This is a genomic window from Kocuria rosea, from assembly GCF_006094695.1.
GTDB lineage: Bacteria > Actinomycetota > Actinomycetes > Actinomycetales > Micrococcaceae > Kocuria > Kocuria rosea.
Map to the genome: position 1 here is coordinate 813,900 of NZ_CP035103.1, position 16,244 is coordinate 830,143.

Annotated in this window: 15 protein-coding genes; 6 read left to right on the forward strand and 9 right to left on the reverse strand. The window is 73.9% G+C overall.

Going from position 1 to position 16,244, the window contains the following annotated elements:
• Nucleotides 1-56: 56 nt before the first annotated feature.
• Nucleotides 57-779, forward strand: a complete 723-nt coding sequence (locus EQG70_RS03770) for a TVP38/TMEM64 family protein (RefSeq protein ID WP_146200219.1) — start codon at nucleotides 57-59, stop codon at nucleotides 777-779.
• Between the two features lie 110 nt (nucleotides 780-889).
• On the opposite strand, the gene EQG70_RS03775 is transcribed toward EQG70_RS03770, so the two are convergent.
• Nucleotides 890-2,443 carry an alanine/glycine:cation symporter family protein gene (locus tag EQG70_RS03775; RefSeq protein ID WP_035927811.1) on the reverse strand — a complete coding sequence of 518 codons (1,554 nt, stop codon included), beginning with the start codon at nucleotides 2,441-2,443 and terminating at the stop codon, nucleotides 890-892.
• A 212-nt stretch (nucleotides 2,444-2,655) separates the two neighbouring features.
• Entirely contained in the window at nucleotides 2,656-2,847 is a 192-nt protein-coding gene (locus EQG70_RS03780; RefSeq protein ID WP_017833895.1) for a hypothetical protein, read from the reverse strand.
• A gap of 200 nt (nucleotides 2,848-3,047) precedes the next feature.
• Here EQG70_RS03780 and EQG70_RS03785 point away from each other — a divergent pair, with 200 nt between their 5' ends.
• The 3 genes from EQG70_RS03785 to EQG70_RS03795 all read left to right on the forward strand — a co-directional run bounded on the left by EQG70_RS03785 (nucleotide 3,048) and on the right by EQG70_RS03795 (nucleotide 4,599).
• Nucleotides 3,048-3,434 carry an Lrp/AsnC family transcriptional regulator gene (locus tag EQG70_RS03785; RefSeq protein WP_017833896.1) on the forward strand — a complete coding sequence of 129 codons (387 nt, stop codon included), beginning with the start codon at nucleotides 3,048-3,050 and terminating at the stop codon, nucleotides 3,432-3,434.
• 67 nt (nucleotides 3,435-3,501) lie between these two features.
• A complete protein-coding gene (locus EQG70_RS03790; protein ID WP_095651286.1) occupies nucleotides 3,502-3,993 on the forward strand; it encodes a universal stress protein in 492 nt (163 codons plus the stop codon).
• A 138-nt stretch (nucleotides 3,994-4,131) separates the two neighbouring features.
• A complete protein-coding gene (locus EQG70_RS03795) occupies nucleotides 4,132-4,599 on the forward strand; it encodes a universal stress protein (RefSeq protein ID WP_095651285.1) in 468 nt (155 codons plus the stop codon).
• On the opposite strand, the gene tgt is transcribed toward EQG70_RS03795, so the two are convergent.
• The 5 genes from tgt to EQG70_RS03820 all read right to left on the reverse strand — a co-directional run bounded on the left by tgt (nucleotide 4,581) and on the right by EQG70_RS03820 (nucleotide 10,101).
• On the reverse strand, nucleotides 4,581-5,882 hold the full coding sequence (gene tgt, locus EQG70_RS03800) for a tRNA guanosine(34) transglycosylase Tgt (protein ID WP_172604911.1): 1,302 nt from the start codon (nucleotides 5,880-5,882) through the stop codon (nucleotides 4,581-4,583). The genes EQG70_RS03795 and tgt overlap by 19 nt on opposite strands.
• A 66-nt stretch (nucleotides 5,883-5,948) precedes the next feature.
• Entirely contained in the window at nucleotides 5,949-6,491 is a 543-nt protein-coding gene (locus EQG70_RS03805; protein WP_017833900.1) for an NUDIX hydrolase family protein, read from the reverse strand.
• A gap of 62 nt (nucleotides 6,492-6,553) precedes the next feature.
• Nucleotides 6,554-7,867, reverse strand: coding sequence for a glycoside hydrolase family 76 protein (locus EQG70_RS03810; protein WP_172604388.1), 1,314 nt, complete (start codon nucleotides 7,865-7,867; stop codon nucleotides 6,554-6,556).
• A gap of 42 nt (nucleotides 7,868-7,909) precedes the next feature.
• Nucleotides 7,910-9,163, reverse strand: a complete 1,254-nt coding sequence (locus EQG70_RS03815) for a DUF418 domain-containing protein (protein ID WP_017833902.1) — start codon at nucleotides 9,161-9,163, stop codon at nucleotides 7,910-7,912.
• The gene (locus tag EQG70_RS03820) at nucleotides 9,160-10,101 is read right to left on the reverse strand and encodes a pseudouridine synthase (protein WP_043739122.1); all 942 of its coding nucleotides are present in this window, start codon (nucleotides 10,099-10,101) and stop codon (nucleotides 9,160-9,162) included. The genes EQG70_RS03815 and EQG70_RS03820 overlap by 4 nt, the downstream gene beginning before the upstream one ends.
• A gap of 122 nt (nucleotides 10,102-10,223) precedes the next feature.
• On the opposite strand from EQG70_RS03820, the gene idi reads away from it, so the two are divergent.
• A complete protein-coding gene (idi, locus tag EQG70_RS03825; protein ID WP_017833904.1) occupies nucleotides 10,224-10,775 on the forward strand; it encodes an isopentenyl-diphosphate Delta-isomerase in 552 nt (183 codons plus the stop codon).
• A gap of 27 nt (nucleotides 10,776-10,802) precedes the next feature.
• On the opposite strand, the gene EQG70_RS03830 is transcribed toward idi, so the two are convergent.
• Nucleotides 10,803-11,711 carry a LysR substrate-binding domain-containing protein gene (locus tag EQG70_RS03830; protein ID WP_035927786.1) on the reverse strand — a complete coding sequence of 303 codons (909 nt, stop codon included), beginning with the start codon at nucleotides 11,709-11,711 and terminating at the stop codon, nucleotides 10,803-10,805.
• Nucleotides 11,712-11,839: 128 nt separating this feature from the next.
• Here EQG70_RS03830 and EQG70_RS03835 point away from each other — a divergent pair, with 128 nt between their 5' ends.
• Nucleotides 11,840-15,346, forward strand: coding sequence for a bifunctional proline dehydrogenase/L-glutamate gamma-semialdehyde dehydrogenase (locus tag EQG70_RS03835; RefSeq protein WP_232035250.1), 3,507 nt, complete (start codon nucleotides 11,840-11,842; stop codon nucleotides 15,344-15,346).
• 338 nt (nucleotides 15,347-15,684) lie between these two features.
• On the opposite strand, the gene EQG70_RS03840 is transcribed toward EQG70_RS03835, so the two are convergent.
• Nucleotides 15,685-16,176: a nucleoside deaminase gene (locus tag EQG70_RS03840; RefSeq protein WP_017833907.1), complete on the reverse strand. Its 492-nt coding sequence runs from the start codon at nucleotides 16,174-16,176 to the stop codon at nucleotides 15,685-15,687.
• Nucleotides 16,177-16,244 lie beyond the last annotated feature (68 nt).

Genomic DNA, 16,244 nt, shown 5'->3' on the forward strand with positions numbered 1-16,244 from the left:
CCATTGTCCCCGGTCGCTCTCGGCCCCCGGGCGCGGCGGTCGGTACAGTGGCGCACGTGAGCACCGAACCCGCGCCGGAGCCGGGGCCCCGCGAGCCCGGCACGCGGCCGGCCTGGGTCACCGCGCTCAAGGGCGGTGCGCTCCTGCTGCTGCTGGCCGTGGCGGTCTGGTACCTCATCGGCCACGAGCTGCCCACCGTGGAGCAGGTCCGGGTCTTCGTCGAGGGCTTCGGCGCGTGGGGGCCCGTCGTCTTCGCCGCGGTCTTCGTCCTCGTGGCGGCCACGCCGGTCCCGGTGACGATCATGGCCGTGTCCGGGGGATTCCTCTTCGGCATGGCCCAGGGCAGCGTGGTCGGCGTCCTGGCCACCACGGCGGGAGCCTGGCTGGGGTACTGGCTCGCGCGGTTCCTCGGCCGCGACGCCCTGTACCGGCTCGCGGGCAACCGGGTCGAGCTGGTGGAGCGCAAGCTCGTCGGCAAGGGCTTCCTCACGGTGCTCGTGCTCCGGCCCGTCCTGCCCAACTGGACCCTCAGCTACGGTGCGGGCCTCGTGCGCATCCCGCAGCGCGACTACCTCGGCGCCACCCTGCTCGGCGGGATGCCGGGCCAGGTGAGCTTCGCCGCCGTGGGGGCCTTCACGTCCCGGCCGTCGTGGCCGGCCCTCGCGGCGGTCGCCGCCTCCTGGGCGGTCGTGGTGGTCGTGGGCGTGCTCGCCTGGCGGCGCTCCCGCGGCGAGTCCGAGCGCGCCCCCGAGGCCGACGGCGTGGGGAGCGCCGACTAGGCTCGGCCGCGCCGCGGGTCCACGGCACGGCGACGCCCGGTCCTCGGGGCGAGGACCGGGCGGACGCCGTTCGGGGTGACCGGCCGGTGCGGCCGTGCGGTCCCCGGGGCCTAGACCTGGGGCCGGACCGCGGTGGACCCGTCGGTCGGCTCGTTGCCGAGGAGGTGGAGCTTGCCGCTCCTGCGGTCGGCGAGGTACTCCTTCATGTCCCGCTTGATGACGGGCAGCAGCAGGTAGACGCCCAGCAGGTTCACGAACCCGCAGACGAACAGCGCCGCGTCCGCGAAGCTGATGACCTCGCTGAAGGTCAGGACGCAGCCCGCGATCGTGAAGAACAGGTAGATGCCGCGGAAGATGTTGTCGCTGAGCCGGCTGCGCCCGAACAGGTACTCCCACGCCTTGAGCCCGTAGTAGAACCAGGTGATCAGGGTGGAGAAGGCGAACAGGACCACCGCGACGGCCAGCACGATCGGGAACCAGGGGATGACCGTCGCGAAGGCGTCCGAGGTGAGGATGACGCCGTCCGGGGCGCCCCCACCGGCCTGCACCTGGTCGATGCCGGCCTGCAGGCTCGGCGCGCCGGCGATGATGATGGCCAGGGCCGTCATGGTGCAGATCAGCACGGTGTCGACGAGCGGCTCGAACAGGGCCACGAAACCCTCGCTCACGGGGCGGCGGGTCTTGACGGCGGAGTGGGCGATCGCGGCGGAGCCCAGGCCGGCCTCGTTGGAGAACGCGGCACGCTGGAAGCCCACGATCATGACGCCCAGGACGCCGCCGGCCATGCCCTCGGGGGAGAACGCGCCGTCGATGATCGCGGCGATCGCGCCCGGCACGTGGTCGAGGTTGGCGAGGATGACGATCAGGCAGGCGGTGACGTAGACGGCGCCCATGGCCGGCACGAGCCGGCTGGTGGTGGCGCCGATCGACTTGATGCCGCCGATGATGACCAGGCCCACGAACAGGGCGAGGACGATGCCGAAGATCAGGGCCGCCCCGGCGCTGCCGAGGAAGCCGTCGGCGCCGCCGGTGACGTTCTGCACCTGGGCGAAGGTCTGGTTGGCCTGGAACATGTTGCCGCCGGCCGCGCCGAAGAACAGGATCGCCACGGCGAAGACGCCGGTGAGGATCTTGGCGGGGATGCGGCCGAACTTGCTGAAGGCGATGGGCAGGTAGCGGAAGGGCCCGCCGCTGACCGTGCCGTCCTCGTGGACCTCGCGGTACTTCACGCCCAGGGTGCACTCGGCGAACTTGGTCGCCATGCCGAGCAGGCCGGCGCAGATCATCCAGAACGTCGCGCCGGGGCCGCCGAGGGCCATGGCCGCGCCGACGCCGGCGATGTTGCCCAGCCCCACGGTCCCCGACAGGGCGGAGGTCAGGGCCTGGAAGTGCGGCACCTCGCCGGGGTCGTCCTTGGTCGAGAACTTGCCCCGCACCACGTCGGCGGCGACCTTCAGACCGCGGAACTGGATGAACCCGAAGTAGATCGTGAAGATCACGCCGGCCGCGATGAGCCAGGCCACGACGAACGGGAAGCTCACCCCCGCGATGGTGATGGGGTAGAAGACGATGGTCGAGAAGACCTCGGTGATCGGAGCGAACGCACTGTTGATGGCGTTGTCGATCGCTGCGAGCCACCCGACGTCGTCGGTGACGGTAGTCATGGGTAACGCCTGCGTGATCTGCATCTCACCACTACACCCTGTGGACAGCCCGTTGGCAACAGACACGCTTGTCGCCGAAAGAGCCATCTTGCCGTGGCAACAAAGAATTAACACGCAGCGGCCCGGCCTCCGCGCGAGGACGTCTCGTCGCGAGGGGGCCGGGCCGCAGGCGGTGCCGGGGCGGCGTCACCGTTGACGCCGCCGGCGCAGGGTCAGCGGCCGGCGCGGGTCCCGCCGGCCAGGAACTGGGGGGCGGTCATGGCGCACACGCGCAGGCCGCGGGCCAGGTCGCTGCCGGCGCTGCGGAGGGCGCCGCCCACCGAGGTGGCGCGGGACGGTGCCGCAGCCCGGCCGATGGCGGTGAAGAGGAGGGCGGGGAGGCCGAAGACGAGGAGGAGAGCCATGGCAGCAGGCAACTTTCTGTGGGTGGTGCGGGGAGGTCCTGGGGTCCGAGGGCGTGCGGCCGGGTGGTCCGGCGAGCAGCGGCGCCTCGGTTGACATCTGAAGTCTAACGGACCGATAGTGAACCAATCAATGTGAGAACCCTCACCAGAGAGGTGAATTGTTGCGTCTTGACGAGATTGACCAGCAGATCGTTGCGTCCTTGGTCCAGGACAGCCGGGAGAGCTACGCGGCCATCGGCCAGAAGGTGGGTCTGTCGGCCCCCGCGGTGAAGCGGCGGGTCGACGTCCTGCAGCAGACCGGGGCCATCAAGCGCTTCACAGCGGAGCTCGATCCGTCGGTCATGGGGTGGAACATCCAGGCGTTCGTGGAGCTGCACTGCGACGGCGGGCTCTCGCCGTCGATGATGCGCACCATGGCCGCCGAGATCGCCGAGGTGACCGCGGCCTACACGGTGACCGGCGAGGCGGACGGCATCTTCCTCATCCGGGCCGAGAACACCACCCACCTGGAGGACGTCATGGTCCGGATCAGGGAGTGGAAGGGCATCAACCACACGAGGAGCTCGGTCATCCTCTCGCACCTCTGAGCGCGGCCCGCCGGGCTCTGGAATACTGGCCGCACAGCACCCTCGTCACCGCATCGGAGGACCGGTCATGGAGAACGCAGCGGAAGCAGTCGTCGTCGTCGGGGTCGACGGATCCCCCCAGTCCGTGGAGGCGCTGCGCTGGGGCGCGCGTCTCGCGCCCGCGTACGGGGCGACCGTCAAGGTGGTGGGGGCGTGGGAGAACCCGCCCGAGTACGTCGGCTTCGTCCACTTCAAGGACGACCGGTTCGACGAGCTCGCCCGGGAGCGGGTGGAGCGGGCCGTCCAGGAGGCGTTCGGGGCGGACGTGCCGGCCGGGCTCAGCACCGTGGTGGAGTTCGGCCACCCGTCCAAGGTGCTGATGCGCCACTGCGAGGGGGCCGAGCTGCTGGTCGTGGGACGCCGGGGCCACGGCGGCTTCAAAGGGCTGCTGATGGGGTCGACGAGCTCCGCGTGCGTCGCCCACGCCCCGTGCCCGGTGCTCGTCCTCCCCGACGAGACGGTCGATGCCGGGCGGGCGGAGGACTCCGGGCAGGCGCAGGGGGCCGGGCCCGCCGGCTGAGGCGCCGCCCGTCCCGCCCGGGACCGGAGGGACTCGTCCGCCGTGTCCCCACAACATGCTCCCGCGATCGTGCGCGCGGCGCCGCGGGCTCTGTGATACTGATCACGTCAGCGTGATCACGTGAGCAAAGGATTCGGCATGAGCAACGGAACCGCAGCAGCGATCGTCGTCGGGGTCGACGGCTCCCAGCAGTCCGTCGAGGCGCTGCGCTGGGCGGCGCGGATCGCGCCGTCCTTCGGTGCGGGCATCAGGGCGGTCGGGGCGTGGGACTACCCGCCCGAGTACGCCGGGTACGTCCCGCTGGGCAGCGACAACTTCGACGAGGTCACCCAGAAGCAGGTGGACAAGGCGGTGCGGGAGGCCTTCGGCGACGACGTGCCGGCCGGGCTCACCACCTCCGTGGTGTTCGGCCACCCGTCGAAGGTCCTGGTGCACGAGAGCGAGGACGCCACGATGCTCGTCGTCGGGCGCCGGGGCCACGGCGGGTTCCGCGGGCTGCTGCTGGGCTCGGTCAGCGCCGCGTGCGTCGCCCACGCGAAGTGCCCGGTGCTCGTGATCCACGAGCACCCCGAGGCGGAGGGGCCGGCTCAGGAACGTCCCGCGTAGTAGCGGCCCAGGACCTCGTCCCGGTACTCGAAGTACGTCCCGTCGGCCATGGCCTCGCGGGCGCCGTCCACCATGCGCACGACGAACCGCTCGTTGTGGATCGACGTGAGCGTCGCGGACAGGCGCTCCTTGGCCTTGAACAGGTGGTGCAGGTACGCCCGGGTGTAGTGGGCGCACGTGTAGCAGTCGCAGCCGCTGTCGATCGGGGCGAGGTCCGTGCGGAAGCGGGCGTTGCTGACGGTGAAGCGGCCGTCCGGGGCGTACACGGTCCCGGTGCGGGCCACCCGGGTGGGGGAGACGCAGTCGAAGGTGTCCGCGCCGTTCTCGAGAGCCGTGAAGATGTCGTCCGGCTCCGAGATCCCCAGCAGGTGCCGTGGCCGGTCCTCGGGCAGCTCCTCGTTGCACCAGCGCACGATCGTGCCGAGGTTCTCCTTCTCGAGGGCCCCGCCGATGCCGAACCCGTCGAAGTCCATCGCGCCCAGGTCCCGGCACGCCTTCCGGCGCAGGTCCTCGTACTGGGCGCCCTGGATCACGCCGAACAGGGCCTGGTAGGGCCGGTCGGCGCGCTCCTCGGTGAGCCGGGCGTGCTCGGCGACGCACCGCAGCGCCCACCGGCGGGTCCGCTCGAGGGACGTCTCCTGGTAGCCGCGGGAGTTGTGCAGCGTGGTCAGCTCGTCGAACGCGAACATGATGTCCGCGCCCAGCCGGTGCTGCACCTGCATGGAGATCTCCGGGGTGAAGCGGTGGACGTCCCCGTTGATGTGGGACGTGAACGTGACCCCGTCGTCGTCGACCCGCGCCATGCGCTCCTTGCCGGTCGCGACGTCGTCGTCCCCCGCCGCCGAGGCCGCGACCGTGGACATGTCGATGACCTTCCGGAACCCCGAGCCCAGGGACATGACCTGGAAGCCCCCGGAGTCCGTGAAGGTGGGGCCGGACCAGTTCATGAACGCTCCGAGCCCGCCCGCGGCGTCCAGGACGTCCGCGCCGGGCTGGAGGTAGAGGTGGTAGGCGTTGGCGAGCAGGGCCTGCGCGCCGAGCTCCGCCATGGACTCGGGCAGCACCGCCTTGACGGTGGCGGCGGTGCCGACGGGGACGAACGCGGGGGTGCGGATCGTCCCGTGCGGGGTGGTGATGGTCCCGGTGCGGCCCAGGAACGGGCCGCCGTTGGCCTCGAGGCGCCCGCCGGCGATCGTGGCGGTCTCGGCGAGCCGGTGCTCCACCGCGAAGCCGAAGTCGGAACGGGCGGCGGCGGGGAGCAGGGTCTCTTCTGGAGCGGGCACCCGTCCATTGTGCGTCACCGCCCCGGGGGCGGGTGACGGCGAGCGCCCGTGCGCCGGTGACGCCGCTCAGCGGCCCCAGCCGGCGTGGGCCACGGCCTGGCGCACCAGGTCTCCGCGACCGCCCGCGAACTCCGCCTGCACCTCGGGGCTGAGCGCCTCCTCGGGGCTCATCCAGGACAGCTGCAGGGCGTCCTGGCGGGGGCTGCACTCCCCGCGCACCGGCACGATGTAGCTCAGCGCCACCGCGTGCTGCCGGTCGTCGGTGAGCCCCGTCTCGGACGGCGAGGGGAAGAACTCGGCCACGGCGAAGGGCGTGGTGGAGACCGGCAGCTGCGGGAACGCCATGGCCCCCAGGTCCTTCTCCAGATGGCGCAGCAGCGCGGCCCGGATGGTCTCCCGGTACAGCACCCGGCCGGAGACGAAGGTGTACATCATCTTCCCCTCGGGGGTCGCCTGCAGCAGCAGCCCGATCTCGGAGAGGTAGCCCAGCGGATCGAGCCGGACCGGCAGGGCCTGCACGTAGACCATCGGCAGGCGGCGCCGGGCCTCCTGCAGGTCGTCCTCGTTGAGCCAACCGGGGTTCGGATCGGGGGTGCGGAGGAAGTTCATACTGCTGTTCTATCCCAAGACCCCGGGCGGGGCCACGGCCCGCACCGCCCGGGGCGGCCGGTTCAGCGCTCAGCGGAGCCGGTGTCCCCGGGGACCGCTCCCGGGCGGGCCAGCCGGGCGGCGGCCTCCAGGACCGTCCACGCCTGCACCTGTGTGGACAGCTCGACCGGCACGCCGGGGCGCTGCGACTCGTCGGCGTGCCGCGCCGGGTCCGGGGAGAAGATCGCGACCGTCTCGCCGGCGGCCGCCGGTGCGGTGGGGGGCGCGTTGAAGTCCACCGCGGGATCGAACTCCCGCCGGCCCGCCCACAGGGCGTCGGCGGTGCCGGTCACGAGCGCGGCCGCGGTGCGGCGCGCCGCGGCGGGCAGTCCCGGGTGCAGGGCGGCATCGGAGAGGTAGCGGGCCAGGATCCCGCTGAACAGGCCGCCGTCCCCGCCGCCGTGGGTGCGCAGGACGGGGCGTCCGTCCAGGTCGCGGCCGTACTCCTGCGCGGCGCCCGCCACCACGTCGGCGGCCGTGCGCAGCAGGTCCGCCCGGTCCTGCTCGCCCGTGCCCGGGGCGTCCGCGAGCTCGAGGAGCAGACCGAGCACCGGCCCGGAGTTGTAGCTGAACAGCCTCTCGTCCCGGCGCGTCACCTCGGTGCCGGACCCGGCGGCGACCAGCTGCAGACCGTCGTGGAAGACCTTCCGTTCCGGGTCCCAGAGGGTGGCCCGCAGCCAGTCGAGCACCGCGCCGGCCTGTTCCCGGCGGTGCGTGCGCACGAAGCCGAGGGCCGTGGGCGCGGAGGACGCCGTGTTCTTGACGTCGTGGCGGGTGTTCCAGAAGACCCCGCCCCCGAGGTCCCCGGTGTGGCCCCGTTCGAGCCGGGCGAGCAGGGCGCTGCCCGCGTCCAGGCACGCGACGTCCGGCCGGCCGGTCAGGGCGCGGTCCAGCTCGGCGAGACGGCCCACGGCCAGCAGCAGCCACGCCATGTCGTCGTAGTAGGAGTTGTGGGTCACCCGGCCGCCGCTGCGCAGGGTGATGCCCCGCAGCAGGCGGTGCCCCTCCCGGCGGAACCGCCGGGCCCGCGCCGGGTCGTCCAGGTGCCGCAGCCCGGCGTCCACGAGGGCGTCGAGCAGGTGCGCCTGCCACCAGTAGTGCCACGGGGCCTTCGGGGACGTGGGACGCGGGTGCGCCGGGGCGCCGAGCAGCGTGCCGGGCACCCCCAGCGCCCGTCCGGCGAACAGCTCTCGGACCGAGTGGGCGGCCTTGTCGGCACGCAGCGCGGCCGCGGCGCCCGGTGCGGCGGCGCCGGGGTGCTCGGTGGGCGTGGGGTGTGCGGTGGGCTCGGGGGTCGCCGCGGTGGGCGCGGCGCCCGCTCCGGTCGTCGGGGGCATGGGAACTCCTGTGCTGGCGGGGGAGGGGTGCTGGTGCCGAGCCTAGGCGCTCGCCGGGGCCGGCGGCCCGCCGCGGTCCTCGGCGCGGTTCCCGCCGGGGCCGAGGAAGAGCCGCCGGTGCAGGGTCTCGGCCGGTCCGGGGAGGCCGCGCCGCTCCAGCAGGGCCGCGCCGAGCAGCGTGACCAGCCACACGGCGGAGCCGAGCAGCAGCGCGGCGGTGGGCGTCAGAGAGCGGCCGAGCCCCAGTGCGAACGGGGGCAGCAGCACGGTGAACAGCACGGACTGGGCGAGATAGCCGCTCATCGACCGGCGGCCGAGGGCCTGCAGCGACCACAGCGCGGGATGCTCGCGCGCCCGGAGGGCCGCGGCCCGGGGGCCCAGCACGCGGTCGCAGACCAGCGCCACGAGCAGCGCGTAGCCGATGCCCTGCGCGGCGCCGGTCACCGCGTCCAGGCCGGTGAGCACGGACCCGGCGGTCGGCGAGGGCTCGAGCCGGTCCGTGGTCAGGAGTCCGGTGCCCACGCCCGTGAGCAGCCCGAGCCCGATGCAGACCAGGGCCGTGACCAGCAGCCGGCCGCGGCGGGGCCCGGGGTCCTCGAGCACGCGGTACCGGCTCAGGGCCAGCCCGAGCAGCAGCATGGGCAGCAGGCCGAGCAGCTGGAGCGGGGCGAAGGACACCACCCCGAGCCCCTCCACGAGCCCGAGGACCAGCCGCTCCGGGATCGAGTCCGCCACCAGGCTGGGGAAGGGCGGCGTGCCGGGTGTCCGCACGGACCAGCTCGCCGCACCGTAGAGCACCATGAGCACCGAGCCGAGGGCGGAGAGGATCACGAGGGTGCGCGTGCTCTCGGCGATCAGCACGGCGAGGAAGAGCCCGCCGAACGCGTAGGCGGTGATGATGTCCCCGGGGAAGAGCAGGCACGCGTGCAGGGCCCCGATGAGGAGCAGCCACCCGTAGCGGCGCAGCAGCAGCCGGCGCGCCAGGGGCGGCGGCGTGCCGCGGGCGGCCTCCCGCGCGGCGATCTGGCCCACGCCGTAGCCGACCAGGAACGAGAACAGGGGGAAGCCGCGGCCGTCCACGAGCATCGACATGGCCATGTTGGCGACGTCGTCCGCCGTCCACGCCGCGGTGCCCGCACCGGTGCCCAGCGTCCGGTCCCGGGGACCGTCCGTGGGCCCGGCAGCCCAGATCCAGACGGTGACGTTGGCGACCGCGATGACCCAGAGCATGAGCCCCCGGGCCACGTCCGGCGCCGGGACGCGGCCCGTCGCCCGGGGGGCGTGCGGAGCCCTCACGCGGCGTCCCCGGACGGCAGGGCGCGGCGGCTCTCGAGCACGAGCGGCTCGCCGGTCACCGGGTGGACGAGGGCGATGCGGCGGGCCAGCAGCTGAAGCGGCCGGCCGGGGTCCTCGGCGCCGGCCGGCCGCACCTGCGGGTACAGGGGGTCGTGGCGCACCGGGACGCCCAGGCCGGCCAGGTGCACCCGGATCTGGTGGGTGCGCCCGGTCTCGGGCCGGAGGACGTAGCGGGCCCACGTCCCCTCCTCGTCCGCGAACGGCGGCCCGGCGCTCTCCACCTGGGTGCGGGCGTTGACGGGTCCCGGCACCTCCCGCGCCTGCAGGGACGTGCGGTCCTTGACGATGCGGGACTCGACGAGCCGCGGGAGGCGCAGCCCGGGCCGGTGCGCGGCCACGGCCTCGTACTCCTTCGCCACCGCACGCTCCTGGAAGAGGGTCTGGAACCGGCCCCGGGTGCCGGGGTCCCGCGAGAGCAGCAGCACCCCCGCGGTGCCGCGGTCGAGCCGGTGCAGCGGGGAGAGCCGGTCCTCGCGGCGGGAGCGGCGCAGCTTCACGAGCGCGCTCTGCGCCACGAAGCCGCCGCGCGGCGTGGTGGGCAGCCCGTGCGGCTTGTCGACCGCCAGCAGCCACTCGTCCTCGAACAGGACCGGCAGGTCCCCGGGCAGCTCCGGCTCCTCGGGCAGGGCGCGGTGGTACCAGACCGAGCCGCCGGGGCGGAGGGGAGCGTCGTGGGGGAGGGGCCGCCCGGCGTCGTCGACGATCCCGCCGGCCGCGAAGAGCTCCTCGAGCTCGGGCGCGGACGCGGGGAACCTGCTCAGCAGATAGCCGCGGACGGTCCCGGGGGCGTCGGCCCCGGCGGCCGGCAGCCGCACCCGGACCGGGTCCACCCCGTCCCGCAGCGGCAGGGGGGCGGTGGCGGGCCGACGTCGTCGCATGGTTCCCGATCGTGCTCCGCCCGCGCCCCGTTGTCCACTCGGCGGGCCCGCGTACCGCCGCCCCGCGGATCCTGCGAGAATGGGGGAGCACCCGCACCCGCCCGCCGACCGGAACGAGGCCCATGTCAGCCGAAGAAGTCGTCCTCCTCGACGAGGCGCACCGTCCCATCGGAACCGCGCCCAAGGCCGGGGTGCACACCACGGACACCCCCCTGCACCTGGCGGTCTCGTGCTACGTCCTCGACGACGACGGGCGGCTGCTGCTGACCCGCCGGGCGCTCGCGAAGAAGACCTGGCCCGGGGTGTGGACCAACAGCTTCTGCGGTCACCCGGGCCCCGGCGAGGGGTTCGTGGAGGCCATCGCGCGCCGCGCCGGCCAGGAGCTGGGCTTCGAGGTGACGGCGATGACGGAGGTGCTGCCCGACTTCCGCTACCGGGCGGTGGACGCCTCCGGGATCGTGGAGAACGAGTTCTGCCCCGTCTACCTGGCGCGGGCCACCGGGCGGCCCCGGCCGCTGCCCGCCGAGGTCGCGGAGGTCGCCTGGATCGCCCCGGAGGAGCTGTTCGCCGCGGCGGAGGCCGCGCCGTTCCTGCTCAGCCCGTGGCTGCTGGAGCAGATCGCGGACGACCGGCTGCGCGGGGCGCTCACGAGCCGGGCAGCGCTCCGCCCGTAGCGCTCCGCCCGGCCGGCTCCCTCCGGCTCACTCCATCCGTCCGGCCAGGCCGGCGGCCACCGTCTCGAGGGCGGCGCGCAGCGCGAGGATCGCCGGGCGGTGGGCGCTCGCCCCGCGGATCGAGGTGAACACCGTCCGCCGGGGCCCGGTCGGCAGGTCGACCAGCCGGCAGGGCGAGTCCCCGCCCGCCCACATCAGGTCCGGCATGAGCGCCACGGCGTTGCCGGACTCCACGAGCCGGGTCTGCGCCTGCAGGTCCGCCGTCGAGAACCGGACGTCCGGCTCGAAGCCCGCCCGCCGGCACAGCTGCTCGCCCCAGTGCCGCGAGGCGGCTCCCCGCGGTTCCATGACCCACGGGAGCTCGCGGGCGTCCCGCAGGGAGGCGACGGACGCGTGCTCGGGGCCCGGGGGGACGGCCAGGCGGATGGCGTCCGTGATCAGCCGCCGCCGGTCCAGGTCCGGGTGGTGGGCGGCGGCGTGGCTCGGGTACTGCTCCGCCACGACCACGTCGAACTCCCGGGCCCAGGTCTCGTAGAGGGCCCGCTCCGGCTCGGCCTGCACCATCTCGACCCGTACGTCCGGGTGCTCGCGGCGCATGGCGCCCAGCACCTCCGGCAGCAGCGCCAGGGCCGCGGACTGGAACACGGCGACCCGCACGGTGCCGGTGACCGTGCTCAGCGACGCCGCCAGGTCCGACTCGGTGCGCTCCAGGACGTCCAGCAGCTCGGTGGTGCGCGCCACCAGGATCTCCGCCTGCGGCGTGAGCTGGACCCGCCGGCCGGCCTTCGAGAGCAGGGCCACCCCCGCCTCCTTCTCCAGCGCCGAGAGCTGCTGGGAGACCGCCGAGGGGCTGAAGTTCAGGGCGGCGGCGACCTCCGCGAGGGTGCCCCGCAGCGCGAGTTCCCGCAGCAGCCGCAGCTTGCGCACGTCCAGCATTCCGCCGCCTCCCAAAGATTAGTACTGCTGATGAATCATCTGTGGAATTCTTCACTTTATCCGAATCGTCCCGGGGCGCACACTGGACGTACCGCAGTGCTTTCGACCCAACCCAGGGAGTACCACCCATGACGACGATCCCCGTCCCCCCGGCAGCGCAGGCCCCCGGCCGCCCCGCGGTGGGACGCACCCTTTCCCACGCCGCCATCCCGGCGTCGCTGCCCGAGCAGGCCGTGGCCACGGTGCGCCGCTGGCTCACCGAGGCGGAGCAGTTCCCCAGGGACGCCTCGGGGGAGCAGCTGGCGGGGGTGCTGAAGGATCCCGCCGGCCTGGACTTCACGGTGGGCTTCGTCGACGGCGTCATCCGCCCCGAGGACCTCCGGGTGGCGGCCCGCAACCTGGCCCGGCTGGCGCCGAAGGTCCCCGGCTTCCTGCCCTGGTACCTGCGCTCCGCGGTGCGCGCGGGCGGGGCCCTCGCCCCCGTGGCCCCGCAGGTCGTCATCCCCGCGGCCCGCAAGGCGCTGCGCGAGATGGTGGGCCACCTCATCGTGGACGCCAGCGAGGCCAAGCTGGGGAGGTCGATCGCGAAGATCCGCAAGGACGACGTCCGGCTCAACGTCAACCTCCTGGGCGAGGCCGTGCTCGGGGACCGCGAGGCCGCCCGGCGGCTGCAGGGCACCCACGACCTGCTGGCCCGCCCCGACGTCGACTACGTCTCCATCAAGGTCTCCTCCACCGTCGCCCCGCACTCGCCCTGGGCCTTCGACGAGGCCGTGACCGAGGTCGTCGAGAAGCTCGCCCCGCTGTACGAGCGGGCCGCCTCCTTCACCGCGCCCAAGTTCATCAACCTGGACATGGAGGAGTACAAGGACCTGGACATGACCCTCGAGGTCTTCACCCGGATCCTCGACCAGCCCCGGTTCAAGGACCTGGAGGCCGGCATCGTCCTGCAGACCTACCTGCCCGACGCCCTGGCCGCGATGATCCGCCTGCAGGAGTGGGCCGCCGCCCGCCGCGCCGCCGGCGGCGCCCCCGTGAAGGTGCGCGTGGTCAAGGGCGCGAACCTGCCGATGGAGCAGGTCGAGGCGTCCCTGCACGACTGGCCGCTGGCGACCTGGGGCACCAAGCAGGACTCGGACACCCACTACAAGCGGGTCCTCAACTACGCGCTGCAGCCCGAGCACACGGACGCCGTGCGCATCGGCGTCGCCGGGCACAACCTCTTCGACATCGCCTTCGCCTGGCTGCTGGCCACCGAGCGCGGCGTGGCCGGGGCCGTGGACTTCGAGATGCTGCTCGGCATGGCCACCGGCCAGGCCGAGGCCGTCAAGCGCGACGTCGGGTCCCTGCTGCTCTACACCCCCGTGGTGCACCCGGCCGAGTTCGACGTGGCCATCGCCTACCTGATCCGCCGGCTCGAGGAGGGCGCGTCCCGCGAGAACTTCATGTCCGCGGTCTTCGAGCTCTCCACCGACGAGGAGCTCTTCGAGCGCGAGAAGCAGCGCTTCCTCGCCTCCCTGGCCGGCCTCGACGACACCGTGCCGGCCCCCCACCGGGTCCAGGACCGCAGCCTGCCCGAGCCGCCCGCCCCGGTCGACGCGTTCACCAACACGCCGGACACCGACCCGGCCGTGGCCGCCAACCGGGACTGGGGGCGGGCGATCCTCGCCCGGGTCCCCGGCTCCCGGGCCGGCGTGGCGACCGTCACGGCCGCGGCGCTGCGCACGGAGGAGCAGCTCGACCGTGTCATCGAGGCGGCCCTCGAGGCCGGGCGCGGCTGGGCCGCGCTGAGCGGCGCCCAGCGCGCCGAGGTGCTCCACCGCGCGGGCGACGCCCTGTCCGCCCGCCGGGCCGAGCTGCTCGAGGTCGCCGCCGCCGAGGCCGGCAAGACCCTCGACCAGGCCGACCCGGAGATCAGCGAGGCGATCGACTTCGCCCACTACTACGCCGAGCGCGCCCGTGAGCTGGACGAGGTCGACGGCGCGTCCTTCGTGCCCTCCCGGCTCACCGTGGTGACCCCGCCGTGGAACTTCCCGGTGGCCATCCCGGCAGGGTCCGCGCTGGCGGCCCTCGCCGCCGGCTCCCCGGTGGTGTTCAAGCCGGCCGGCCCGACCAAGCGCTGCGGCGCCGTGGTCGCCGAGGCACTCTGGGAGGCCCTCGACGCCTCCGGGATCCCCCGCGACGTGCTCGCCCTCGTGGACCTCGAGGAGCGCGCCCTCGGCCGCCAGCTGATCTCCCACCCGGCGGTGGACCGGCTGATCCTCACCGGCGCCTACGAGACGGCGGAGCTGTTCCGCACCTTCCGCTCCGATCTGCCGCTGCTGGCCGAGACCTCGGGGAAGAACGCGCTGATCGTCACGCCCAGCGCCGACTTCGACCTCGCCGCCAAGGACGTCGCCTACTCGGCGTTCGGCCACGCCGGGCAGAAGTGCTCGGCGGCCTCCCTGGTGATCCTGGTCGGCTCCGTGGCGCAGTCCCGCCGCTTCCGCAACCAGCTCGTGGACGCCGTGACCTCCCTGACCGTCGACCACCCGACCAACCCTGCCGCGCAGATGGGCCCGCTCACCGAGCCCGCCGAGGGCAAGCTGCTCCAGGCCCTGACCACCCTCGAGGAGGGGCAGTCCTGGCTGATCGAGCCGCAGCAGCTCGACGGGACCGGCCGGTTGTGGTCCCCGGGCGTGCGCACCGGCGTGCAGCGCGGCTCCGAGTTCCACCTGGTGGAGTACTTCGGCCCGGTGCTCGGCGTGATGACCGCCGAGACCCTGGAGGAGGCCGTGGCCCTCCAGAACGAGGTGGAGTACGGCCTCACCGCCGGCCTGCACTCCCTGGACCCGGAGGACATCGGCTACTGGCTCGAGCACGTCCAGGCCGGCAACCTGTACGTCAACCGCCACATCACCGGGGCCATCGTCCAGCGCCAGCCCTTCGGCGGGTGGAAGAAGTCGGCCGTCGGCCCCGGCACCAAGGCCGGCGGGCCCAGCTACCTCATGGGCCTGGGCGAGTGGGAGCCGGCGCCGCTGCGCGGGGCCGGGCTCCCCGTGGCCGACGCGGCCGCCGTCGAGCTGCTGCAGGCCGCGCACTCGGGCACGGCGGACCTCGGGCCGGCCGAGGCGCAGGGCCTCGAGCAGGCGCTGCGCAGCGACGAGGCCGCCTGGGCCGAGGAGTTCGGCGTCGCCGAGGACGTCACCGGGCTCTACGCCGAGCGCAACGTCTTCCGCTACCTGCCCCTGCCCGTCACGGTGCGCCTGTCCGAGGGCGAGCCGCTCGCCGACCTGCTGCGCGTCGTCGCCGCCGGGCTGCGGGCGGGCTCCGCGCTGACCGTCTCCACGGCGCACGAGCTGCCCGCCCCGGTGCGCGCCGTGCTCACCGACCGCGGCGTGCCCGTGCGGGTGGAGGACGACGCCGCGTGGCTGGCCGGCGCCCCCGCCCTCGGGGGCGGGCGCGTCCGCCTCATCGGCGGGGACCGCGCGGCCCTCATCGCCGCGACGGGCTCGCGCCCGGACCTGGCCGTCTACGCCCACCCCGTCACCGGGGCCGGCCGGGTCGAGCTGCTGCCGTTCCTGCACGAGCAGGCGATCAGCATCACCGCCCACCGGTTCGGCACGCCGAACCACCTCACGGACGAGCTGGTCTAGCGGCTCTTCCGGCCACGGCCCCGGACCTCGGTCCGGGGCCGTGAATCCAGTTCGGGAAACGGTTCCGGCGCTGGACAGGAGGGGCGCCGTCCTCGATGCATCAGGACGAGGGCGGCGCCCGTGGAGCTCGACCGGCTGTGCTCCGGTGTCCCCCCACGTGCATCGCACATCGGACCCGTGAGCCGGCCGCTGCTCGCCGATGCAAGGGTACTGACATGTAAATAAATGTTCACCATTTCGTAAGGCGGCTCACAATTCCGGTACGGATCGGCTCCGACGTGCGGTGACGTCCTCCGGCAGGTCGCCGCGGCGGCCCGGGAGCGCGACCGCACGGAGGCTCAGTAGGCCGTGCGCGCGACGTTCCTGGCCCAGGCCTCGAACGGCGCGGTGCGCTCGGCAAGGGCCACCGGACGCACGGGCAGCGACCGTTCGTGCTCGGGCGTGGCGAAGTACTCGTAGAACTCGGCGTCGTCGAAGCCGCCGGCGGCCGCGTCGTGCCGGTCCGCGGCGAACCAGACGGCGTCCAGCCGGGCCCACAGCGAGGCGGACAGGCACATGGGGCACGGCTCGCAGCTGGTGTAGAGGGTCGCGCCCGAGAGGTCGAAGGTGCCCAGCTCGCGGCAGGCGGCGCGGATCGCCATGACCTCCGCGTGCGCGGTGGGGTCGTTGTCGGCCGTGACGCGGTTGACGCCGCTGAAGCGGCGGCCGTCGGCGGTGACGACGACGGCGCCGAAGGGGCCGCCGTCGACGGCGGCGTTGCCCACGGCCAGGTCGATGGCCTCCAGCAGCAGCTGCCGGGCGTCGGCGGGCGGGGTGCGGTCAGTGTCCATGCGGAACTCCCGGGGTGGGGGCAGATGTCGCCGGGGAGCGTCCCGGGCCGGGGCGGGGGGACGTGCGC